This is a genomic window from Gardnerella sp. DNF00983, assembly GCF_049244265.1.
In the GTDB taxonomy this organism is placed as follows: Bacteria; Actinomycetota; Actinomycetes; order Actinomycetales; family Bifidobacteriaceae; genus Bifidobacterium; species Bifidobacterium vaginale_J.
Map to the genome: position 1 here is coordinate 447052 of NZ_CP058392.1, position 24170 is coordinate 471221.

Annotated in this window: 15 protein-coding genes and 1 tRNA gene; 9 read left to right on the top strand and 7 right to left on the bottom strand. The window is 42.1% G+C overall.

The features are described from left to right. Nucleotides 1-6: 6 nt before the first annotated feature. The 5 genes from HXT34_RS01560 to HXT34_RS01580 all read left to right on the top strand — a co-directional run bounded on the left by HXT34_RS01560 (nucleotide 7) and on the right by HXT34_RS01580 (nucleotide 5824). Complete coding sequence (locus HXT34_RS01560; RefSeq protein ID WP_004118906.1) at nucleotides 7-501, top strand: S-ribosylhomocysteine lyase; 495 nt, start codon at nucleotides 7-9, stop codon at nucleotides 499-501. Nucleotides 502-564: 63 nt separating this feature from the next. Beyond that, complete coding sequence (locus tag HXT34_RS01565) at nucleotides 565-1104, top strand: N-acetyltransferase (protein ID WP_415687873.1); 540 nt, start codon at nucleotides 565-567, stop codon at nucleotides 1102-1104. Between the two features lie 86 nt (nucleotides 1105-1190). Continuing rightward, nucleotides 1191-2570, top strand: coding sequence for an alanine racemase (alr, locus tag HXT34_RS01570; RefSeq protein ID WP_415687872.1), 1380 nt, complete (start codon nucleotides 1191-1193; stop codon nucleotides 2568-2570). Nucleotides 2571-2634: 64 nt separating this feature from the next. Then, nucleotides 2635-3918 (top strand): deoxyguanosinetriphosphate triphosphohydrolase, encoded by a 1284-nt coding sequence (locus HXT34_RS01575; RefSeq protein ID WP_415683788.1) that lies wholly within the window; start codon nucleotides 2635-2637, stop codon nucleotides 3916-3918. Nucleotides 3919-4015: 97 nt separating this feature from the next. After that, entirely contained in the window at nucleotides 4016-5824 is a 1809-nt protein-coding gene (locus HXT34_RS01580) for a PASTA domain-containing protein (RefSeq protein ID WP_421785161.1), read from the top strand. A gap of 220 nt (nucleotides 5825-6044) precedes the next feature. Here HXT34_RS01580 and HXT34_RS01585 read toward each other — a convergent pair whose 3' ends face one another. Next, nucleotides 6045-7973, bottom strand: a complete 1929-nt coding sequence (locus tag HXT34_RS01585; RefSeq protein WP_421785163.1) for a PASTA domain-containing protein — start codon at nucleotides 7971-7973, stop codon at nucleotides 6045-6047. A gap of 311 nt (nucleotides 7974-8284) precedes the next feature. On the opposite strand from HXT34_RS01585, the gene dnaG reads away from it, so the two are divergent. Continuing rightward, nucleotides 8285-10357, top strand: coding sequence for a DNA primase (gene dnaG, locus HXT34_RS01590; RefSeq protein ID WP_421785165.1), 2073 nt, complete (start codon nucleotides 8285-8287; stop codon nucleotides 10355-10357). Between the two features lie 721 nt (nucleotides 10358-11078). Here dnaG and HXT34_RS01595 read toward each other — a convergent pair. Then, the gene (locus tag HXT34_RS01595) at nucleotides 11079-12773 is read right to left on the bottom strand and encodes an acetolactate synthase large subunit (protein WP_421785408.1); all 1695 of its coding nucleotides are present in this window, start codon (nucleotides 12771-12773) and stop codon (nucleotides 11079-11081) included. A gap of 313 nt (nucleotides 12774-13086) precedes the next feature. Between HXT34_RS01595 and HXT34_RS01600 the strand changes: the two genes are divergently transcribed. Together HXT34_RS01600 and HXT34_RS01605 are read left to right on the top strand one after the other, a co-directional pair. Then, nucleotides 13087-14280, top strand: coding sequence for an SLC13 family permease (locus tag HXT34_RS01600; RefSeq protein WP_391496478.1), 1194 nt, complete (start codon nucleotides 13087-13089; stop codon nucleotides 14278-14280). Between the two features lie 79 nt (nucleotides 14281-14359). Further along, nucleotides 14360-14432: transfer RNA gene (locus tag HXT34_RS01605), tRNA-Arg, on the top strand. Between the two features lie 1062 nt (nucleotides 14433-15494). Here the strand turns inward: HXT34_RS01605 and HXT34_RS01610 are convergent. The 5 genes from HXT34_RS01610 to HXT34_RS01630 all read right to left on the bottom strand — a co-directional run bounded on the left by HXT34_RS01610 (nucleotide 15495) and on the right by HXT34_RS01630 (nucleotide 21696). After that, complete coding sequence (locus tag HXT34_RS01610) at nucleotides 15495-15899, bottom strand: Fur family transcriptional regulator (protein WP_391495901.1); 405 nt, start codon at nucleotides 15897-15899, stop codon at nucleotides 15495-15497. 18 nt (nucleotides 15900-15917) lie between these two features. Next, on the bottom strand, nucleotides 15918-17090 hold the full coding sequence (gene purK / locus HXT34_RS01615) for a 5-(carboxyamino)imidazole ribonucleotide synthase (protein ID WP_415686629.1): 1173 nt from the start codon (nucleotides 17088-17090) through the stop codon (nucleotides 15918-15920). Next, on the bottom strand, nucleotides 17074-17538 hold the full coding sequence (purE, locus tag HXT34_RS01620) for a 5-(carboxyamino)imidazole ribonucleotide mutase (protein ID WP_415687009.1): 465 nt from the start codon (nucleotides 17536-17538) through the stop codon (nucleotides 17074-17076). The genes purK and purE overlap by 17 nt, the downstream gene beginning before the upstream one ends. A 113-nt stretch (nucleotides 17539-17651) precedes the next feature. Further along, on the bottom strand, nucleotides 17652-20315 hold the full coding sequence (locus HXT34_RS01625) for a bifunctional lysylphosphatidylglycerol flippase/synthetase MprF (RefSeq protein WP_421785168.1): 2664 nt from the start codon (nucleotides 20313-20315) through the stop codon (nucleotides 17652-17654). Nucleotide 20316: 1 nt separating this feature from the next. Further along, entirely contained in the window at nucleotides 20317-21696 is a 1380-nt protein-coding gene (locus tag HXT34_RS01630) for an alpha/beta hydrolase (RefSeq protein ID WP_415687973.1), read from the bottom strand. A gap of 306 nt (nucleotides 21697-22002) precedes the next feature. Between HXT34_RS01630 and HXT34_RS01635 the strand changes: the two genes are divergently transcribed. Then, on the top strand, nucleotides 22003-24072 hold the full coding sequence (locus HXT34_RS01635; protein WP_421785170.1) for an LTA synthase family protein: 2070 nt from the start codon (nucleotides 22003-22005) through the stop codon (nucleotides 24070-24072). The last annotated feature ends 98 nt before the right edge of the window (nucleotides 24073-24170 follow it).

The window sequence follows — 24170 nt, forward strand, 5'->3', positions numbered from 1 at the left end:
ATACTTATGAATAAACAGGATGCGTCTAGACCTAGACCAGAAAGTTTTGAACTAGATCATACTAAAGTAAAAGCACCTTATGTGCGCTATATCAATACGCAAAAAGGTCCTAATGGGGATGTTATTTCCAACTATGATATTCGTTTAACGCAGCCTAATGAGGAAGCGATTCCTACTGCAGCTTTGCACACAATTGAGCATATGATTGCAGTGTTACTTCGCGAGCGCATTGATGGCTATATTGATTGCTCGCCTTTTGGTTGCAGAACTGGTTTTCATCTGCTAACTTGGGGCGAACACAGCACAGAAGATGTGGCGCGCGCTTTAAAGGAATCTCTTGAGTTTATTGCGTTTAATGCCACCTGGGATGATGTTCCTGCAACAACTATTGAATCTTGCGGCAACTATAGAGACCACAGTTTATTTGGTGCTAGTCAATGGTGTAAAGATATTCTAGCGAAGGGAATTAGCTCGGATCCTTTTGAGCGCAAACTTGTGTAAGTAATAATTAGCTAGTTTTGCGTAATTTTGCGTAGTTTTATTTGGTTTCTTTTAGAGGTTGGCATGGAAGATATAACATTAAGAAAAGCAACTCTTGGTGACTTGCGAAATATTGAGCATATTTATGAAAATGCTCGCAAATTTATGCGTGTTACAGGCAATCCTCATCAGTGGGGGAATAGTTTTCCACTTGTTTCAAGTGTTATTGAGGATATTCGTTTAAAACGTTTCTACTTGATTGTTGACGAGGATCCAGAATCGCATAACGAGCGTATTCTAGCGCAATTTGCATTATGCGAAGGTGTTGATGAAGTGTATGCCAGTATTGACGGTGCGTGGCTTGATGATATTTCTCCTTATGTAACAATTCACCGCTTAGCGTCTTCGGGAATAAAACCAAAAATGGCAACAGCGTGCTTGCATTGGGTGCAAGAAAACTATAATAATGTACGCATTGACACACATCCAGATAACGTGATTATGCAAAAAGTAATTACGCGTGCAGGTTTTAGTCGTTGTGGGTTGGTCGTTATTCCAGATCGCGCACACAGTGCAGTACGTATTGCATACCAATGGTTGCAAACGCTTAATCATGTCATATGAAATGCGTATGTGTTCTTAAAAAGCTTATAGAGAGTATGCAAAAGAGCATGTAGCATTAAAAGCATACTAAATCGGTTAGGTGAGTTATGAGTACAGATTTAAGTAATGCGGCAAGTAATAGTGCAAGTAATGTGGCAATGTTAGAAGCAAACTATGCTCGCGCGTTAAGCGTATACCCTGGGCAGGTAATTGTCGATTTGAAGGCGCTTCGAGACAATATGCGCACTTTGGTTGCGCGAGTTAGTAAAGATTTGCAGCCTGGTCAGAATGCGCCGGAAGTTATGGGAGTCGTAAAAGCAGACGGATATGGTCACGGGCTTATTCCTAGTGCGCTCGCAGCTTTAGCTGGAGGCGCTACTTGGCTTGGAACAGCTCAACCGTACGAAGCGTTACGTTTGCGTGCAGCAGGTATTGATTCCAGCCGTTGTCATATTCTCACTTGGCTTACTAGCGCTCCAACTACGAGATTTGCAGATCTAATTACAGAGAATATCGATATTTCAGTAGGCTCTATTGACTCGCTTAATGCTGTAGCTTTTGCTGCACGAAAGTTAGGTAAACATGCGCGCGTGCACGTAAAAGTCGATACTGGTTTTGGACGAAACGGTTTCACTCCAGAAGGTTTTAGCGCCGCTTTAGAAAAATTGCGACAATACTCTAACGAAGGCGTGATTGAGGTTATTGGTCAATGGAGTCACTTGGCTGTAGCAGATTCTCCTGACGTTCCGGAATTTGTAGATGCAACCGACCGTCAAATCCAACAATTCCACGAGTTTACAAAACGAATGAAAGAAGCATCGGTTGCTCCTAAAATCCGCCATTTAGCGAATACTGCTGCAACGCTTAATCGTCCAGAAATTCGTTTTGAGCTTGTTAGACCAGGAATTGGTTTGTATGGATACGAGCCGGATCCTGCAATGGGGGATTCTCAAACTTATGGATTGCAACCAGCTATGACGCTTCAAGCGCAACTTGGCACTGTAAAAGCTGTAGAAGAAGGGCATGGAATTTCCTACGGGCGCACGTATTTAACTCCAAATAATACGAGTACTGCTATTGTGCCGCTTGGTTACGCTGACGGAATTTTGCGTTCTGCTTCCGGATTTGATATGCAAGGTGCTCGTCATGTTGATAAGCAGGGCGGACCAGTGAGAGTGGAAACCAATAAGGGCGCTCGAATTTTGAACGTTTCAGGGCGAGTTTGCATGGATCAGTTCATAGTTGATTTAAAAGGCGATGCTTCAGAGTTAGGTGTTCGTGAAGGCGATACTGTAACGCTTTTTGGACCTGGAAGAGGCGTAGAATTTGCTGAGCCTACTGCAGACGATTGGGCAGAAGCTGCAGGAACAATCAGCTACGAAATCATGACTGGAATCGGGCCTCGCGTGCCGCGCCTTTACCGCAACGCTTACGAAGTGCTATCTTCTAGCGATATTGCAAAATTGGACGCAAAAAGTCTTATATAGCTTGTTAATGCTTGGTTTTTAGAAGGTTAATAATAGCCTTAATTGCAAATAAAAGAGGTGTTGTATGTGCGACGAAGTAATTGCATCAGATAATGAGGTCGTTGGCGAATACGATTTGCACGACACTGAGCGTTGGGCGAGTGAGCCTCATCACACTCGTGCGAGAACGCCTTTTGAGAGAGATCGCGCGCGAATCATACACTCGTCTGCTCTTCGTCGATTGGGTGCAAAAAGCCAGGTTTTAGTTGCAGGTTCGGATGATTTTGCTCGCACTCGCTTGACACATACTTTGGAAGTTGCGCAAATTGGTAGGCAAATTGCAGCAATGCTTGGATGTGATCCGGATGTTGTTGATTGCGCTTGCTTATCGCACGACTTAGGGCACCCACCATTTGGTCATAACGGAGAACGCGCGCTCGCAGAATTAGCGAAAAATATTGGTGGATTTGAAGGAAACGCACAAACTCTTCGCTTACTTACGCGCTTGGAGCCGAAAGTTTTTCGTGAAAACGGCAGTAGTGCAGGAGTAAATCTTACGCGTGCAGCATTAGATGCTGCAGTGAAGTATCCGTGGGGATTAGAAGAAGCAAAAGCGCACGATAAAGGCGAGCGCGATCTTAAATTCTGCGTGTATCCGGATGATCGAGATGTGTTTGAATGGCTGAAAATTGGTGCTCCACGCGAAGCAAAACCAATGGAATGCCAAATAATGGATCTTTCAGACGACATTGCTTACAGTGTGCACGATATTGAGGATGCGATTGTAACCGGCGCTTTTAATCCGGCTTTAGTTGCAGATTCAAAAGTTGTAGATGAAGTTATTGAAGAAACCCATGCATGGTATGGTGAGCGTTGGGATGTAGATAAACTTTTGGCTGCTTTGCAACGTTTGCGCTCGCTTCACATGTTTCCTAATTCTTTCGACGGTTCTCGTCGAGCACTAGCGCAGTTGAAAAATATTACTAGTGCTCTTATTGGTCGTTTTGCAAGCTCTGTTGAGCACGCTACGCGTGAGCGTTATGGCAAAGGTCCGCTTGTTCGCTACCGCGCAAACCTTGTGATTCCGGAAAATACTTCCTACGAAATTGTGATGCTGAAAAGCTTAGCTGTGCACTTTATAATCGCTCCTCGCGAGCGTGAGGTTTATAAGCGTGAACAGAAGATTTTGACGGATTTAGTAGAAGTATTTATGAGCAAGTCGCCGCGTTCGCACGATGCAATGGAGGAAGTATTCGTGGGAGATTGGAACGAGTGCACTAACGATGATGAGCGTCTTCGCGTTGCAATCGACCAGGTGGCAAGTCTTACAGACGGTTCTGCTACAACTCTTCACGCGGCTTTGTGCTAGTTGCTTTGTGTTAGGTGCTTTTGCTAAGTGCTTTGTTTTGGGTGAGCTGTGAGTGTAGATTTGTTGTAAAGACTAAATTGTGCGAAGAAGGTTGAGAATGTTTTGTGCAAATTGCGGGAATAATATTATTCCTGGAGAAAAATTCTGCGGTAACTGTGGGGCTTCTGTTTCATACAGTAATAATGTTGAACAATCGCAGCCTACGGAAGTGATGCATCCTACTGGAGTAGAGCAGCCTACTGAAGTGATGCAGCCTACTGGAGTAGAGCAGCCTACGGAAGTAATGCAGCCCGGAATTCAAATAGCTCAGCCTGAATATGCAACTCCGCTTATAAAAAATCGCAAACTAATTATTATAAGCGCATGCGTTATAGCAGCGGTTGCAATTATTGCTGCAGCAATCTTCTTCTTTGCTTTTCCGCATTTTCATAAAGCATCGCCAACTGATCGCATAGTCGTACCTAAAGCCAAAACTTCACAATCCGCGCAAGATGTTGTGCGTGAATTGCAAGAAAAAGGTATTGAAACTCACGTAATAAAAGATTTCGGAGGAAGCAAGCCAGGTAATTTTGCACGATATCAAAACGTAAAACCTGGGCAAGTTATTCACGGGGATCGTGTTGTAACGGTCGTTGAATCCAAGGGGCCAGGCGTGCCAGCAAAGGGAGTAATCGGAAAAACTGTTGAAGAAGCGGCGCCACTATTAAAATCAATGGGAGTTCCAGTAAAAGTTTACAAAGTAGCCTCACTTCATCCTGGAAAAATCGCCGCAACTAACCCAATGCCAGGAGAGCCTTTAGATGAAAATAAAGAAATTTTCATAGGTGTTGGTGAAGAAGATAAATACCCTGACAGCGGCAAATCTATTCCTGTTGAATTATTCGACAAAGATAAAGACGAAGCTTACAAAATGATGTCTGATGAAGGATTCAAAGTTAGACTCGTACCAAAGTATTCATCTCGAAAACACTTAGGCAAAATTGTTGGATCTTATCCTGGATTGGGACAAAGTATGGGAGATTCCGACATAACGCTTTATTATGGCGCTGATGCTTCTGAAACGAAAAAAATGTTTACTTCAAAAAAGTACTATAGCGAGAATTTCACTACAGTTGAAGTATCAACACTTACACCGTTTGTTGGAAAATGGTGCACTAAATCGGGAGATTGCTTAGAGTTTGAATCTGGAAGTGCCATGGACCGCGACGATCCAGAAAAAAACAATTCACTACGTCTTCACGGGCCACATGCTATGGATGATTTAGTTAACGACGATAAGACACAGTATTATCACAGTTTTGGAATGTGGCAGTTTACTCAAAACCTCGCAGGAAGCGCAATCAAAGTTTACGACGATGAAAAACATAATTCACTTCCTATGCAAAATACGTTGCTATTTGGCGACACGGGAATGGTTGATATATTCCGCGATGGCGGTGATCCTTATTGCGGCAATACAATATACGATGTGCATTCAGGATTATGTGTAAACGGAAAATTCCAAGATTACCAAGAGTTAGATCGTAATTATCCAGATTATTCTCACAATAATTTTATTGATGTACCGGGAGCAAATAAGGGAATACTGTATAAGATGCGCGCGTATTTTGTACTTGTTCCTGTTAACGCAAAGCTCGACGAACTAGAAGCAAGCGGATTCTTTAAAGGCAAAGGCAAGACTAAACCGGATATGGATCGTCCGTTTATTTTGCGCAGAGATCCTAAATATTACAGTAAATCAGAGCGAGAAGTTGCTTCAAAAGATGGAGATGTGAGGCATAATCCATTTGTCCCGACTGAATTTAATAAGCCTGTACCTTTTGCTCCAGCTCCGGATGATTCAAACGTCTACTACCTAGTTGAGAAGCCGTTTGATTGGTGGTTCCTTAAAGATAGGGAATTGTAAAGTAGCAAAAGATTGCGGAAGATGCGGTTTGCGCAATTATTTGCGATTTGTGCATCTTCCGCTGATTTCGTCTCGTATTTTGTCGATATTATCGGTTGGTTTGGTGTTTTCGACAGTTTCGTCTCGCGTTTCGTTTATTTCACCAAGTGATTTGGTGTTTTCGACACAATCGGCATAAAAGCGTGCTAATACCAAGTAAAGTAGATAAAACAAGCACGTTTTACAACGATTCGCTAGGGGAATCGTCCCAGTCGAAAGGTTCTTCCACAAGATAATACGCGTTCGAATCGTCCGGTGCTGGTGCGAACGGAACTGCGCGACTACTCTCTGTAGGCACAAAAGGATTAACCCAAGCACTTCCCGGTTTCTGGTTCCTGCGCGTTTCTTTGTATAGCTTGGGATCTCTGCGCAAAATAAACGGACGCTTTAAATCCGGCTTGTGTGTAGGCTTTCCAACAAAATATCCACTATTTACAAGCTTGTCGAACTTCGCTCCAACTGGCACGATTACCATAAAATCTCGCATAGTGTAGTAGTAGCCTAGGTCGTAGCCTGGTTCATTATGAATTCTGTCATATTCTTCTGGATTGTTATCTGGAAACTGAACATATTTTCCGTTCACACACGTGAATCCAGCGCCCATAATAAAAGCATCCTCACCGCCGCATTCTATAACTGCTCCACCAGAATACAGTTCAACAGCACCAGTATTGCCAGAAATAAGATGGTTCCTCATAAATTCACTATCTGGAATATTCTTATCAAATATAGCGCGATCAGTTGGATCTTGACCTCCTGAATTTAGTTCAAGAACACCTTTCGTATTTATATAACCTTTGTTGTCTTCATCAGGTATTCTACCGTTTTTATCTGCAATATCTGCAGGTATAAGTTCTGTAATACTTTTTTCGTCGCTTTCCCACTTTTTCTCATTTTTATAAAGACGCGGAATAAGATTTATGCATTTACCGCTCTTCGTGCACCATTTGCCTATAAAAGAGCCAGCTCGAGTTACAAGATAAGCCGTTTTGTCTTCGAGAGGCATTGGCTCAGTTACAACATCCCTAGTCTTGGATGCGTCAACACCATAATAAAGCGTTACGGCTTTAGGCTTGCCTTTAGTGCCCAAAGCAGGGTACGCGCCAACAATTTTGCCGAAATATTTTGGCGACGAGAACTTCGGGCGAAGGTTAACTCCGAAAGGCTTAGAAGATAGCATTTCCTTGGCTTTGTCTTTATCTAATCCAAACAAATCAACTGGCACGCCATCGCGTTTTTCGCCGATAGCAACATGAATCACGCCGTCTTTACCAACAGCGTTTCCAGGCATCGGGTTAGACGCAACGATCTTGCCGGCTGCGGCATCGGTTGAAGGAACGTGATGCAGCCTTACTGGAACACCCATCGACTTCACGATTTTTTTGGCTTCGTCTAAACTTGCGCCAACAACGCCTTTCGCTGGAACGCCAGGACCTTTAGATCTTAAAATCTTCACAACCGTGCTAGTAGACTTGTGCGAACCTGGCTTAATATTCACATATCGAAGGAAACTTCCCTGTTTCTCAGAACTAAACTCGTCTATAACTTTCGTGCGGAAACCGTTATTTTCCAAGGTTTTCGCAATATTATCCGCATTGTCTCCAACTTTTGCTTTGGGAATTACTCCTGGATTTGAATTTAATCCTATAGAAGTTAAAGAAATATTTTTGGCGAAATACCAAACTGTTCCAGCTAACACAAGCACTACTGACAGCACGATGCTAGTGATGATGATTGCAATTTTTTTGCTATGCTTATTTGGTTTATTGCTAGTTTTTTGATCTTCAAAAGTTTTATTTTGTTGGGGTAGAGGTAATTGTGAAGATTGTTGTGATTGCTGTTTAGTTTGGGTTGGCTGGGTTAGTATGGTTTGTTGGGTTGGTTGAGTTGTTTGGGTTGGTTGAGTTGGTTGAGCTGGCTGGGTTGGTTGAGTTGGTTGAGCTGGCTGGGTTGGTTGGGTCGGCTGGGTTGGTTGAGCTGACTGAGTTTGCTGAGTCGACTGCGCTTTTTGAGCTTGTTGAGTATATGTATAACTTTCAACAGGGGTTCCGCACAAATTGCAGAACTTGTCTCCTGCATTAATTTTGCTTCCGCAATTCTCGCAAAACATACTATCCCTCTTACAATCTTTCTAAAATCTCTATTTTTCCGGATAATAAACACCTACTTGTATATTACCTCCGTATTAAATAATTTGTAGTCAATATAGAAGTCGATTTCATCAAATGATTTTGTGTTTTCGACGGTTTTGTTTCGTGTTTTGTTTGTTTTACCAGGTGGTTTGGTGTTTTCGACGGTTTCGTCGCGCGTTTTGTTTATTTCACCAAGTGATTATGTGTTTTCGGCGGTTTCGTTTCGCAGAAAACACTAAAGTTGTGTGTGAAATACCACTCGCCGCAGATTTGCGATAAGCTAGATAGCATGGTTGGAATGATTGTGAAAGAAGACATTGAGCGCGTGCGCGCTGCGGCAGATTTGTATGACATTGTGTCTGCAACAGTGACGCTTAAGCCTTCCGGAACTGGCACTTTTGTAGGTCTTTGCCCATTCCACGATGAAAAAACACCGAGTTTTAGCGTGCGACCAAGCTTGGGAGTGTGGCACTGTTTTGGTTGCGGCGCTGGCGGCGATGTATTTAAGTACGTTGAGCAAAAAGAGAATATTGATTTTCGTGAAGCGGTCGAGTTTTTAGCAGATCGTTACCACATTGAGATGCATTATAAGCAGGAGCAAAATAGTGATTCTCAAGCGCGCGGTTCTAAGCGAGCCAGGCTTTTAGAAGCAAATGAAGAAGCGCAAAAGTTTTTCGTTTCAAATCTCGGCACTCAAGAGGCAGCTCCTGCGCGCGAATTACTTGCAGGGCGAAACTTTACTCCGCAACAAAGTGCGCGTTTTTCTTGCGGTTACGCGCCTAAAGGCTGGGATAATTTAGTCAGATACTTAGCGAATAAAGGTTTTACTCGTCAAGAGCTTCTCGACGCTGGACTTGCCAGACTCGGTCAGCGCGGAATATATGATTATTTCCGCGGTCGCTTAACTTGGCCTATTCGCGACTCGACTGGTCGAACTCTTGGCTTTGGTGCAAGAAAGCTTTACGACGACGACTCTATTAGCGCGAAATATATTAACACTCCTGACACTGCACTGTATCGAAAAACGCAAGTTTTGTACGGAATTGACTTAGCTAAAGCAAATATTGTAAAAAAGCGTCAAGTTGTAATTGTAGAAGGCTACACAGATGTAATGGCATGTCATTTGGCTGGTGTCGATACTGCTGTTGCAACTTGCGGAACTGCGTTTGGTGTTGAGCATGCAAAAATTGTGCGCCGCCTTATTGCAGACGATTCTTTGGGTGCAATTCAGCTTGTTGGCCCACTGAAGGTGGATGGACAGTCTGTAAGTTCGCGCATCGTTTTTACTTTTGATGGTGATGCTGCCGGGCAGAAGGCTGCGCTTCACGCTTTTGGTTTGGATTCTGCCTTTTTGACGCAAACTTTTGTTGCTGTAGCAGACAATAATCTCGATCCTTGCGATTTGCGTATTCAGCGCGGTGACGAGGCTGTGCGTTCGCTTGTTGCGCACGCAAGTCCGCTATATGATTTCGTTATTGACACAGTAATTAATCGTTTTGAAACTTCGTACACTACTGGTCAAATGGGCGCTATAAAGGCTGTCGCTCCTCTTATTGCGCAGATTCGCGACCGTTCTCTTCTTGATTTGTATGCTCGCAAAGCTGTTCGCGCAATTGGCGTTGATTTAGCTGTTATGCGCAATGAAGTTGAGGCTTCTCGCCGCCGTTTGCAAGTTCGCGACGACGACGCTTACGCATCTAGGTATAACGCTGCTCCTGCTGGCTTGCCGCAGGCTGCTGAGCGTGATGCAGATTCTAAAGCCTCTAGAATGGCTATTGTTCGAAGTTCTGCTAAAAATCAGCATTATTATCGTGTGGATGATGCTGTATTTATGTGCGAACAACAATTTATGGCGTTACTTTTGCAAGTTCCACTTGCGTTTAACGAACAGTTATTTGCAAAATTAACGTTAAATAATTTTATTACACCAGTATTTCGTACGCTGTTTCAAGCATTTGTAGCTGCAGGTGGATTGCCGGTTGGCAGTGTTTCGCAAGGATTGTGGCTGCACATGATGACAAAAGCTGCAGGACCTTTGCTTGAGTCCGTTATTACAGAGCTTTCTGTAATGCCGTTGCCGCTTCCTGCAGCTTCAGACTCGTTAGAAGATACCGGCAATCGACAGAATCAGCAAGTTTCAAACGGATCTCCTTCAGATCTTTTGCGGAAAGCTACGAGTGCAGAAAGTAAGTATGCAAACGAGCTGCTTATTCGTCTTCTTGATATCGGCTATATGCGTAGAATCGGTGCTGCTAGAGCGCGTATGGCGAAACTTAAGGATGGTCAGGAAAAGCTTGAGCTTCTGGGGAAAATCACTTCAATGGAAGCGGCTCGCAAAAACTTGCAATCGCAAATCATGTAGTATTTAGTGCAATTTTTTGCAAGTTGTAATTCATTCGTGTGGATACTCGTGTGGTAGAGATTTGAGATTTTCGCACTGATTGGATTCTTGCACGTTTATGAAGTTTTGCAGTTGTGCTCTGCAGACGTTGAGTACTTATTGCATAGAGAACACTAGTGTCCGTGCTGTTGCACACACTACACCAAACGCACCTACCACACCAAAAACACTAGCGGTTTTACTAGTAGTGAGGGGTGGGTGTTGCTTGAGAGGTACGAATGTTAGTGTGGTAGAGATTTGAGATTTTTCGCACTGAGCGAGGCGAACGTCAGAGCCGTAGGCTGCTGATTCGCCGAGTGAAGAAGAAAAATCGAAAAATCTCTGCGATATGCACGGTTATTAACGATTAAGCACGCAGAGTTTGGGGGATTTCTTTACGAGCACTAAAAGAGGACTGAGAAGCTACATTCTTTAAAGAAAAGCGAACACACTAAACGTCTTTAGCAGCCAGAGCGCCCGAAGGACGGGACGTGCGAGGAAAGAAATCCCCCGAAACTCGCGCCACGGCTAAAAGTAATTCCTATCTCACACAGCCACACAAAGAAACCCGCCAGCCAAACACCAGCCAAAACTCGCGCCACTTCAAGCAAATCGTAAAATGAAATATACTAAAAATACAAACAAAAGACCACGTAATCTAGTGTGATTGCGTGGCCTTTTGCTTGCAAAAATTTATTGAAACTCAGTTACTAAAGTCAATATCGCCGAGCTTTTCAATAAGCTTCATATTCTCGCTGTAATCAACTGGGCAAGAAATCACGTCCACTCCGCTTTCCTGCTCCAAAGCCGAGCGAAGCATGTTGTACAAATCTTCTGGCTTTTTAACAGCGTGACCGCGCGCGCCAAAGCTTTCCGCCAGTTTTGGCACGTCCGGATTATGGAAATCAACGTACTCGTGCTCGCCTGCGTGAAGCTCCATCTTCCACTTAATTAAGCCGTACGCGTTATCTTCCCAAACAAGAACAACCATGCGACTTCCAACGCGCACTGCAGTTTCGATTTCCTGCACGTTCATCATAAAGCTTCCGTCGCCCATCACAGCCAAAACCGGTTTCGTGTTAATTTTGCCGGAATTATCGCGAATAAACGAAGCTCCAACAGCGCCCGGAAGCGTCCAAGCCATAGTTGAAAGACTGTTGTCGATTATGCAAGTATTCGGGTGCATAGTTGGGTACAAGCGTGCCATCCACATTTTCAAAGCGCCTGTATCTACAAGTACCTTCGTGCCTTCAGGAACAGCGCGGCGAATATCGTAAACTACGCGCTGTGGTTTCATTGGCATGCTTTCGTCGTTTTCGCAAGAATGTAATTCTTCCGTAAGCAGTTGTCGAATACGTGGGTGGCTTACGTCGAAAGTGATGTTGCTTGTCTTTAATACTTCTGTAAGAGTTTTAAGCGTTTGGCCAATATTCGCCATAATATTCAGCGCAGTAGGGTAGTGTGCATCGGTATCTTCCACAAAAGTATTGATGTGAATAATAGTTTTATCAATATTTGGGTTGATTTTCTTCGGGTCGAACTGCTGAATTGAGAAGCCGACAGCAATAATCAAATCAGCAGTGTCAAACGCGAAGTTCTCGTAATCGCGATGCATGAAGCCGACTACGCCAAGTGCATTAGGATGATTATCTGGGAAAACGCCCTTTCCTTCGAAAGTAGTTGCAACTGGCACATTAAGCTGCTCAGCAAACGCAAGAAGCTGATCCTCAGCGTGAGAGCGCGCAACGCCGTTTCCAGCCAAAATAATAGGTTGCTTTGATTGACTAATAATTTTTGCAGCTTCTTCAATAGTGTCTGGCGCTGGCATAATATGCAAAGGATGCGGCAGTGGAAGAGGCTTTGCGTCGTCAGGTGCCGGCATTTCGCTAATATCTTCGGGAATAACAAGGCACGTGGCTCCCGGACGGTTGCGACCGGCAATAGAGAAAGCTTTTCGAACCATTTCCGGCGCAGATTCTGGAGCAAGCATCATAGAAGACCATTGAGTAATCGGTTGGAAAAGCGCAACCAAATCAATAATTTGGTGAGATTCCTTATAAAGCCTAGAAACGTTACCTTGTGCGCAAATCGCTACAAGCGGTGTAGTGCTTGCGTTTGCTTGAGCTACAGGAAGCGTTAAATTCAATGCGCCAGGACCTAGAGTTGCCAAGCATACGCCCGGTTTTCCAGTAATATGAGCGTATGTTGCTGCCATAAAACCGGCGCCCTGCTCGTGGCGAGTAAGCACAAAACGAATTCGTCCATCGCGCTCAATTGCTTCAAGAAGCGGAATATTTTCCTCACCTGGAATACCGAATACTACTTCAACGCCTTCGTTTACCAAGCATTCAACAACTAAATCTGCAGTATTGCGCTTGTGGTTTTCACGAAGATGCATTTGACGAGCAAGTTTTTGTTCAAGCTTTTGATCTTCTGTTTTATTTATTTCTGCCATAATTCGCTTCTTGTGTAGACAACAAATTCTTTGTTTTAATATGATATACGCAATCTTGTCTTTAAACGCAATTTTTTGCGATGCGCGTGTCATAAAAAAGGGCGGAATTTTGTGTTAGCTACTTTAGGCTAAATCACGCTATTAATACTTGCTAATTTATTGTTATTGCAACGATTTTGTCGGGAATTTAACCCGATTGTGGGACTGGGTTTCTAGTACAATAGAATCATTGTGTCTATTGCGTTACGGAGGAATGATGAAGCGCTGGCTGTTGAATCTGGTCAAGTGTGAAACCATTCTTATTGTTGCCGCAATTTTAGCAATTATTTCTTGTTTTTTTGTACCTCCAGATCCGCAATATTTAAGTTATATTCATGTCAACACTATTTCGCAATTAGTGTGTCTTATGATGGTTGTGTGCGGATTCCAGCGCATTGGTGTGTTTCGATCTATTGGTGCGCGTTTGTTAAGGCATGTGCGCACTGAGCGCGGCTTGGTGCTCGTGCTTATGTCGCTAACATTCTTTTCATCAATGTGGATTACGAACGACGTTGCTTTGGTTACTTTTGTGCCTTTTGCATTATCTGTGCTCGTAATGGCGAATGCTGAAAAGCAGTCAATTCTTGTAATTACGCTTATGACCATTGGTGCCAATGTTGGAAGTATGCTTACTCCTATTGGCAATGCTCACAATCTGTATTTAAAGGCGTTGACTCATATGTCTACGCAAGATTTTTTGAAGATTATGGCTCCTTATACGATTACAGCAGCACTGTTGATGATCGTGTTTGCATTCGTATTCTTTAAGTCGCGCACAGTTGACCAGTTTGCAGGTTTGCATGGTGATGATATTGAGCAAAGTGTGTTGGCTCCTTCGCATGGTCATCCGCAGCCTGATGAAATTCGTGTTATGGGCTATGGCATGAGTTTTACTCGCTGGCGTGTTACTGTTTATAGTTTGCTGTTTGTTGTTTGCTTGTGTGGTGTTAGTGGTTGGATTCCTGACTGGATTATGGTGCTTATTATGGTTGCAGCTTTTCTTGTTTGCGACCGTCACGTATTCCGTGTTTTAGATTGGGCTTTGCCGCTCACGTTTATTATGTTCTTTGTTTTTATTGGCAATATGCGTCGAGTTCCTGGATTTAGTGATCTTGCGCAAATGTGGGTTGGCACGCATCCGATGGAAGTTTCTATTGCTTCAAGCCAATTTATTAGCAACGTGCCGACGACGATTCTGCTTTCTGGATTCTGTGACCAGTGGAAGCTTCTTATCATTGGCACGAATCTTGGTGGAATGGGTACTTTGATTGCTTCTATGGCTTCGCTTATTTCTTATAAGGGAATTACGCACCAGTATTCGCATTACCGTGGGCGTTATTTGCTCACGTATACTATTGTCAATGTGTTCTTCCTTGCAGTGTTGATGTCACTTGCGTGGATTATTGAATAACAATTTTTATGTAAACGTTTGATATTTATAATTTTATGGCGCGTTGATAGTAGTTTTTTGGTATAATAACCATTTGTTTGCCTCTGTAGCTCAAAGGATAGAGCAACGGCCTTCTAATCCGTTGGTTGCGCGTTCGAGTCGCGTCGGGGGCACGATGAAATCTTGAAATAGCATAGTGCATTTCAAGATTTTTCAGAGTGCCGAGCTTGCTCGGGGTGCAAAGCACGGTGTGCTTTGCACGCAAGCGAGGTCTGCGCGCGTCTTAAAGACGCGTGCAGGGTGTTCTTGTTGGTTTGTTTTTGGTTTTTGTTTTGTGTTTTACCAAGCCCGAAATTATAAGAATTTCGGGCTTTTTAAAAGTGCCGAGCTTGCTTATGGTTGAAAGCACGGTGTACTTTCAGCGCAAGCGAGGTCTGCCTTCGTCAGTAGAGACGAAGGCAGGGCAGGTTTGTGTGGTAGTTCATTAGTAATTCTGCTGTGTTTGGTGTGCGCTGACGACCTGCCTGAGCGCTGCGTTCCAAGCGTTTTCTACGATTTTTGCAGCTTACTAAAATGTCGAAAATACCAAATCGTTTGGTGGAATAAACAAAACGCAAGCCAAAACTGTCGAAAATACATAATCGCAAGATGTTTTTGACATTTTCTATTGACTGCAAAAATATTTAACGCGTGTATCGATTCGCTAGCAGCGCGATTGTAAAGTTTCTGCCGTTTTTTGGCGCGTAGCCGACTTTTTCTTTACACTGCTGTACGGTTTCTGCCGGATTAAGGCGTGTAAACGGCTTTTTCTTTACACGTGCGTAAAGTTTCTGCCGTTTTTTCGCGCGTAGGCGACCGTTTCTTTACACCGCTGTAAAGTTTTGGTCGTTTTTTGTTACTGGTGCAGATGGTTGACTGCGTGCGCGACGACCTGCTTGAGCGCAGCGATTTAGCGCGCGAAAGCAACTCGGAGTGCCGAGCTTGCTCAGGGTTGAAAGCACTGTGTGCTTTCAACGCAAGCGAGGTCTGCCTTCGTCTCGATTGACGAAGGCAGGGCAGGTTCGTGTGGTAGTTCATTAGTAATTCTGCTGTGATTGGTGTGCGCTGACGACCTGCTTGAGCGCAGCGATTTAGCGCGCGAAAGCAACTCGGAGTGCCGAGCTTGCTCGGGGTGCAAAGCACGGTGTGCTTTGCACGCAAGCGAGGTCTGCGCGCGTCTTAAAGACGCGTGCAGGTTACTTATCTTTTTCGCGGCAGCTTTCGCATAAGCCGAATACTTCTAGCGTATGATCCACAACAGTGTACCCGTGAGATTCAGCTACTTTATGAATCCATCCCTCATCGTCAGGCGGCTCAATGTCGACTGTTTTCCCGCAACGTTCGCACACTAAATGATGGTGATGAGTATTTTCATCACAAATACGGAATAATTGCTGTCCCTTAAAGCGCACGGTATCTACTTCGCCGTTTTGAGTTAAAGAATTAAGTTGACGATACACTGTTGCTAAGCCAACAATCTCTCCGTTTTTAGCGAGTATTCTGTGCAAATCTTGTGCAGAAACAAAATTACGAGATTCGCGTAAGTAGGAGAGTACTATTTCTTTTTGCTTCGTATGTCTACGCATAGGCTCGCTAGGCATTTCACGTCCTTTCGTTGTTTAGTCTAGTTCGTCATCCCAGCAGCCTGTTGCGTCCAATGCAGCTGCTGCTTCAACAGGATTATCGCATAGCACAGTAATATGACCCATTTTGCGATTCTTACGAACTTCAGCTTTTCCATAATCGTGTATATGCCATTCTGGATGTTCCAAAATCAGCGAACGCGTAGGAGCTACATGTTGTCCAAGAACATTTACCATAACAGCAGGAGAAAGCAACTTAGGCTTCTTTAAAGGCCAGCCAACAATACCGCGAATATGCGCTTCGAATTGATCCATATCGCAAGCTTCAATAGTATAATGCCCAGAATTGTGAGGACGAGGAGCAAGCTCGTTTACTACTACGCGATTATCTTTAGTGATGAAAAGCTCAATTCCTAACGTTCCTGCCAGCTCGAATCCTTTAGCTAAGCGCAAAGCTAATTCGTGAGCTGTTTTTTCAACTTCAGGATCAACTACTGCAGGAGCTAAAGTCATGTGCAAAATACTATTGTGATGCACGTTTTTTACTAGAGGATAAGTTACGAAATCCTTGCCATTTCCGGAAACCAGAATCGACGCTTCGAAAGCAAAATCGACGAAACCTTCGAGAATTGAAGGAGGGAATTTTCCGCCGCGATCCGCACGATGGTGAATATTGGCAACGTCTTCTTCTGTGCGCAAAACATCTTGACCGTGACCGTCGTAGCCGCCGCGACGAGTTTTAAGAATTGCTGGCAAGCCTATTTCGTCAATAGCGTCATCTAAATCGTCTAAATTATTTACTTCACGCCATGGAGCTGTTTCGATTTCATGACTATTGATAAACGTTTTTTCGCTTACGCGATCTTGAGTTACGCGTAACAAGTCAGTTCCTTGAGGAATTGCTGTTAAATGACGAACTTTATCAAGTGCATCTGCGTTAACATTTTCAAATTCGTAAGTTAATACATCGCAACGCTCTGCAAGCTCACGCAAGCCTTCAGGATCGTCATAATTAGCTTCAACTTGTAAATCTGCTACTTGGAATACAGGGCAGTCAAGCGTTGGATCGAGAACACCAATACGAAAACCCATATGGCGAGCTGCAATAGCCATCATGCGCCCCAACTGACCGCCGCCAATAATTCCAATAGTGGCTCCTGGCATTAAACGTTCAACAGCGCCATTAGTGACTTCAGATAAGGTTGGCATTTGATTCCTCGACTTTTTCTTTTAGATCATTGCGATATTCTGCTAGTTCTTCAGCAAGACGATTATCAGTTGTGCTTAGAATGCTTACAGCAAGCAATCCAGCATTTGTTGCTCCAGAGTTTCCGACTGCAGTAGTTGCAACAGGAATACCTCCTGGCATTTGTACTATTGAAAGCAATGAATCCCAGCCCGATAGCGCATGCGAGCGCACTGGCACGCCGATAACAGGAAGCGTGGTTTGTGCTGCAATCATGCCAGGCAAGTGGGCAGCTCCGCCGGCTCCAGCAATAATAATTTTGAAACCGTTTGAGCGAGCATTATGCGCAAAATCTGCCATTAATTCTGGTGTACGATGTGCGGAAATAACTCGTTTTATATACGGAACTTGGAATTTATCTAGAATTTCACAAGCATGACGCATGGTTTCCCAATCACTTGAGGATCCCATTACGACAGCGACGGTTGGCTTTACTTCTGACACGATGAACCTCCCTGACGTGCACTTGTTACTTTACGCAACACTAGGGAGAACTCGCCGAAGTTTATCTAAAACTTAACAAATTATTTGTTCGCTTCGCTACTTTTTGGACGCAACGATTTTACCATTTCTAGTATTTGTTTAGGATTAGCTTCCGGCAAATAAGCGTGAGTTACAGCTAGTGAAATCTGAGCTAGTTTTGCAGAATCCATATAGCAAACATATACGGAACTTGCGGATGGTTGGAATTTTTTCTTGAAGAAATATAGTGATTTGAATCCATAAGCTGGTTCCAAAATGTCAGACATCATTTCTAGTGCATGATTAATAACGTTAGAAGATTTTTGACCATTTTCGTTTAACGTGTCTTCGTTTATGCCAGCTAGAGGTGCAGCAGAAAGGCTCATAAATTCTACAGCGCAATCTGGGTTTTCTAATCCTTCATCTCTTAAACGTTCTGCCATTCTAGCAATTAATAATTCCATAATCCCATTAGGACTATCTGTGCGGTGACGCATAAAATCAAGCGTCCAACCAATAATTCGATTATTCCTATACGTTGGCATCCAGCTAGTTACTCCAAGTACCCTGCCGTCTTCATTAATAGCGTATAAAATTTTGACGCGGCTATCTTGAAGTTCGTCAAGTCCGCCGAGAGTAAATTTCATTTCTGGAAGAGCTTTTAACTCTGCCCATTCTTCTGAAATTTCTACAATTTGTTGCTGTATGTCCCAAGAGGCTTCGTTATATGTTGTAAGTACGTCGGCAATTCCATCTCGTTTTGCTTTGTTTATAGCTGTGCGAATATCTTGCCATTTTTTACCTCGCGTCTGCCAAACATTAGGGTCTACTAGCATGTCTGTTCCGACTTTAATAGAAGTAAATCCAAGTTTTTCTAGTTCTTGACGCGTTTTATCGTGAACAGCATAGAATGCTGGAGACCACGAATTTTGTTCGCATAATTTAATAAATCCTCGAATATCTTGCGAATACTCTTTTTCATCTCCAAAAGGCTCTGTAAGAGTAAGCGCAATGCCGTAACTTAATCTATATGCTATTGCAGATTGTCCGCTTTGAGAGAACCAATAATGGTTATTCGCCCAAGTTGTCATAAAGCTCATTGTGTTTCCGCCAAGTTCTACTAATGAGCTTGCTTTTTTTCTATCGTTTTCGCTTGTAGAGATGCTACTGCGGAACCATGTAAAGCATACAATAAACAATATTGCCCAGAATATCACGCCAACGCTTTGCGCTAGTAAAGAAGATAGAGGCGTTTCAGTGCGAAGCATTGCGTTAGATCTGTTTCCAAATCCCATAGGCATCCAGCGCCCTGGTAAATCTCGCAATAAGTGATAAATATCAGCAGATGGAGTAAAGTCTTCAGGTATCGTAAGACCAAAAATAACATACCCGGCGCCAGTTATGTACAATGCCATAAAAATTGCCATTAGTCCCAAACGCGCTTGTAGTTTGTTTGTATGAACAGAAAAATGCTTTAAATTAATTATCAACAAAATAGTAAGCAATAATGGTGGGAGAGCTGTAAGCATAAAAGCAACAGCGACAGCATTGTGTTGATGTTCCAAAATATTTTGTTTTGTTGCAATTAAAGGCAAAACAGTGAAATACATTCCTGCATACAGTACAGTTAGTGCGTTTATAAATATAGAAGTTAATGCAGCTAGTCTACGTCCGCGTAACATTCCCCACGCAACAATCATCAATGTGATGCTTGGTAATAGAATGCGAATCCACAATCCTCCAATAGCAGCGTGATGTAGACCTGAATGAAGGAAACAATTATTTGTGCTGTAATTTGTCATGCATCGCGTAAGCCATGTTTTAGAGCCTAGTTGCGGTGACATAAACAAGCCAAGATTGGTAAGAATTCCTGCGTGAGAGCGCGAAGATAATGCCAACACTGGACCTAATGCAATAATGCTTTGAGCTACTGCAAAAAGTCTACGAATTTCGTAATCTGTACCTTCCCACCAGTTTACATTTCGTTTGACGCCTTTTGTTTTGCTCATAATATTGCCAATAATGTGCCCTGTAAGGGCTGCAATAATAGCGCAATAATCTCCTGGATTTCCACTATAAAGAAGCATTGCTGAAGTAATAGCATATCCAATTACTAAAGTTCTTCTGCGCCACAAAATAGATTCGTAAGATGCAGAAGCCATAAAAGCGCCAATAAACAGTGTGAATGGAGATAGTCGAATAGGAATTTTGGTAATCCAATGCATGTTTCGAATAATGATTGAAAGATTACCTATGATTGTCAGTCCTACAATCATGCCAACTATTGTGCTAAATATTGAAATATAAATAATATTAAGTTTGCTTATACGAGTTTCTGCAACGCCAATAATTACTGCAACAAGTAAGCAATTAACCATAAGAGATGGCATATTATTTACGAAAATAAGCGAATGGCATATTTTTATCAGCAGCTCTGTGACGTTTCCGTGACCGAAGAATAAGCTTGGACCTTTAGAGCGATGATGCCGCATAAATAATTGTGCAAGAGTAGCGCTTGTGCCATAAGTGTAAAAATGCATAAGCGTTAACACAATCCAATATGTGCAATTTATAATAATAAAAATGCACGTAAGCGTTAATGCGAAAACTTTATGTTGCATCCAGATTATGAAGTCGTGCATCAATATTTTTGCATGACGAATTATTGAATGTTTAGAGTTAGAATCATTTTTCTTACAGCGTTTATGAAAGAAAGACAGCATCATATTAGTCTCGATTCACTTGCTGGTTGACAAGAATTTGTACATTTTGGTAGGTATTAAGTTTTGGTGCAGTGCTTGAAATACCTGTCTTTTTGCAGAATTGATCAATTGTTATTTTTAATCCGGCTTTTACTGTGTGCCAATCATGACCAGTTCCTTGAGAAAGCATGGTTATAACGTTCATTCCAGCGCGATGTGCGCTTAGCGCGATAGTTGCTTGATTTGCTTGAGATTTAGTATCCCATGAGCCTGCAATAGCGTAATAATTTTGTTTCAAAGGAGCATTTTTACGCATTATCGTACTAGGCACGTGTCTATTGTATTCTGATGCGTTTCCATTGAAATAACGATTTATTGTTTCTTGGCGATTATTATATGTTGGCGCTAGTTCGCCTCCGGCGGAAAAAATGCTGCCAAATATATCAGGGTGAGATGGAACTAGTTGCGTTGAGCAAGTTCCTCCTTGTGAGAAGCCTCCCATAAGCCACATTTTAGGATCTTTGCTTACTGGTAAATGTTTGTGTATCCATTTAGGAACATCATCAGTTAAATATGTTTCTGCTTTTCCGAACACATGAGTATCTGCGCACAGAGAATTATGTGAAGAGTCGCCATTTTGGTCAGGAGCTACAACAATAGGTGCAAGACCGTAGTGATCTTTTGCGTAATTGTCTAAAGTGTTTGCAATATCGCTTGCTGCAAAAAAGTGATTAGGGCTACCAGGTTGTCCTGCAAACATGACCATAACTGGTAGTTTTGGCGAATCTTTAACAAGTGCAGCAGGTGGCAGGTATACGTTTGCTATTCTGGCATTGAAATGTGAAGCAGTATTAGGGATATAAACTGAACGGACAATACCTTTTTTAGGAAGTTTTGGCAGTTTGTGTTGTGTTGCTAATTCTCGCCACTGCTTAATAGTAAGGGATGCGGATTTTTGCCTATTAGCTTCTAATTTTGGAAAACCGCCCATTCCAAATATTGAACCTATTGTCGTGTATTCTCCATAAATCATGTCTACTTGAAGAGCTGTGCTTAGTAATGTCAAAATAATAGCTATTACTGCAACTAGTTTCCTCCATTTGTGTAAGAAAACGAGTGCTGTTACTGCAAAACCTATAAGTCCAAAGCCGCATGCAATAGAAAAAATAACGAGCCATCCAAGACTTACTCCGAATACAAGAAACACGTCGGAAATAAGCCAAGCAATTATTCCACCGACAAAAAATGTTATTACACCTATTGCAAGCTGTATTAGTAAGTGGAACATTTTCTTGCCGCGTTTTGTTTTCATAAAAAGCAACAAGACTAAAGAAATACCATTTACACTAAAAAGGCTTATTGGTAGCCATCCTTGCAAAAGACTCACTTTTGCCAGTTGCAGCATGTTTGACTCCTATACTTCCTAGTCTAATTGCGTATCAGTTACTAATCTAAGCGACATATACGCACAGTACTTGCCCAACCTAGTAATGTAATGCTAGTATCTGAAATTTTCCTCAATATTTGTTTTATCTTTTATTATTTATTCTATTTAAATAATAAATATCGGAACATATATTGTAATCAGTCCTAAGTATTAGAATCTCTATTTTTTGTTTAAATGCATTGTTAAAAAGTTATGACGATAGCAATAAGTAAACTTGCACATTATTAGTAACAATTAGTATGCGTGTGATTTATTGAGGATAGTATGAAGTCATTTTTGCGCTTGAAAGTTCCGTATTGGCTGTATGCATTTCTTTTCTTTGTTGTTGATGTCGTGTCTGTAATTATTGTACAAATGGGTGTGCAGCGCTCTGGAAGAGTTGAGATGACTTCCGCAATGTCTGGTGGACGTTGGGGATTAATAACTAAAACTTGGAGAGAACTTAATTTTGTTATTGTTCTTAGCGTGCTAGTTGTTGCGATGATATACGGTTTAATTCTTTTAATTAGTAACCGATTTTGGATATCAAGCGCAATAATTCTAAGTATTTCATTGCTTATTGCTGTTATTGAATATATGAAAGTAAATGTTCGTTATGAAACTATTCTTCCTGCGGACTTAAACTTTTTAAAAAGTAACACTGGCAATATTGCTTCATTTTTGCCAGATAATGCTCCTATGGTAATTGGTGTTGCTTTAGGCGTTTTTATTCTTCTTTTAGTTGCAACTGTTTGCTTGCACATATTTGATACAAATCATGGAAAGATTGTGCGATTTAAAGATTGGCGTTATTCTGCTGGCATTCGTGTTGCGATTGCGTTGATTTTAATAGGGAATTTAAGCTGGTATATTAGCGGCGTTGGCACAGTTGATTCTTCGGCTAATGTTTTTTCTAAAATGCTTGGTGACAATCCTGCTATGTGGGATTCTGTTTATGACGCTCAACGCAACGGTGCTATTGTGGCATTTTTGCGTAATGTGAATCCTAAAATTATGGATAAGCCTGCTGATTACAGTGAAGAAACTATGAAGGCTGTATACAAGCGTTATAACGATGAAGCTAAACGTATAAATCGTTCTCGTACAACAAATATGAACGATAATACTTTTATTCTTATTTTGTCTGAATCCTTCTCTGATCCTACACGTGTTCCTGGTTTGAAGTTGAACAAGAATCCAATGCCATTTATTAGCAATTTGAAGAAGCATACGGATAGTGGTTTGATGCTTTCTTCTGGTTACGGTGGCGGTACTGCAAACCTAGAGTACATGTCCTTAACTGGTTTGAGCATGGCTAATTTTGATCCTTCAATGACTAGCCCGTATCAGCAGTTGGTTCCTAATGCTCAATGGTCTCCAACTATTAATCAATATTGGGATGATTCTAGTAATTCTATTAAGTCTATAGCTTTCCATCCGTATGAGCCGAGCATGTATTTGCGCGCTACTAATTACAAAAAGTTTGGCTTTAGTAAGTTCTACGCATTGCAAGGACCTGATGTTATTGCTCACCGTGATGTGATAGATAAATCACCGTATGTTTCTGACGCATCAGCATATAAGAGTGCGTTAGAAAAGATTAAAGAACATAAGCAACCTAGGTTCGTACAAATTGTTACTATGCAAAACCACATGCCTTATAGGGATTGGTATGCGAATAATGAATTTGAAGCGTCTTCTAAAGATGGTGCTGCTGATCTTGGTGATGATGAAAAAACTTCTATTGAAACGTACGCTAAGGGTGTGCAACACACTGATGAGGCGACACAAGAGTTTTTGAATAGTTTAGATAAGCTAAATAAGCCTATTACTGTTATGTTTTATGGTGACCATTTGCCAGGAATTTACGGCACTGCAAGTTCGGATGAAAAGAATTCATTGTCTTTGCATTTGACTGATTATTTTATTTGGTCAAATAAAGTTGCTTTGGAACGTAAAGAGCGTAGTGAGAAAAAATCTTCAAACAAAAATGTAGAGAATTCTAATACAAATAAAGATGTAGATCGTACTAATAAGTATTCTTCTCCTAACTTCTTTATTTCTCAAGCTGCTCTACATATGAACGCTAAAGTTTCTCCGTATCTTGCTTTCTTAACTCGTTTGCATGAGCATGTGAGTGCCATGGAGCCTCCTGTTGTAAATACTATTCAAGGATGGGATAGAATTCCTGAAGGACAATCAATTTATTTGGATAACGATGGTAATCCTATGATTTTGTCTAAGATGGATAAGAAGTCACGTCAACTTCTTCACGACTATCGCTTAATACAATACGACATTACTGCTGGAAAGCATTATTTGCGTAATACTGATTTTCTGAAATTACCGCGCTAAAAGCTAGTTTGATAATTAAAATGCCCCTCGTTTATATTTGATACATATTATGTTTCAAATAGCGAGGGGCTTATTGATTTGCAATTTGTCAATTAAAA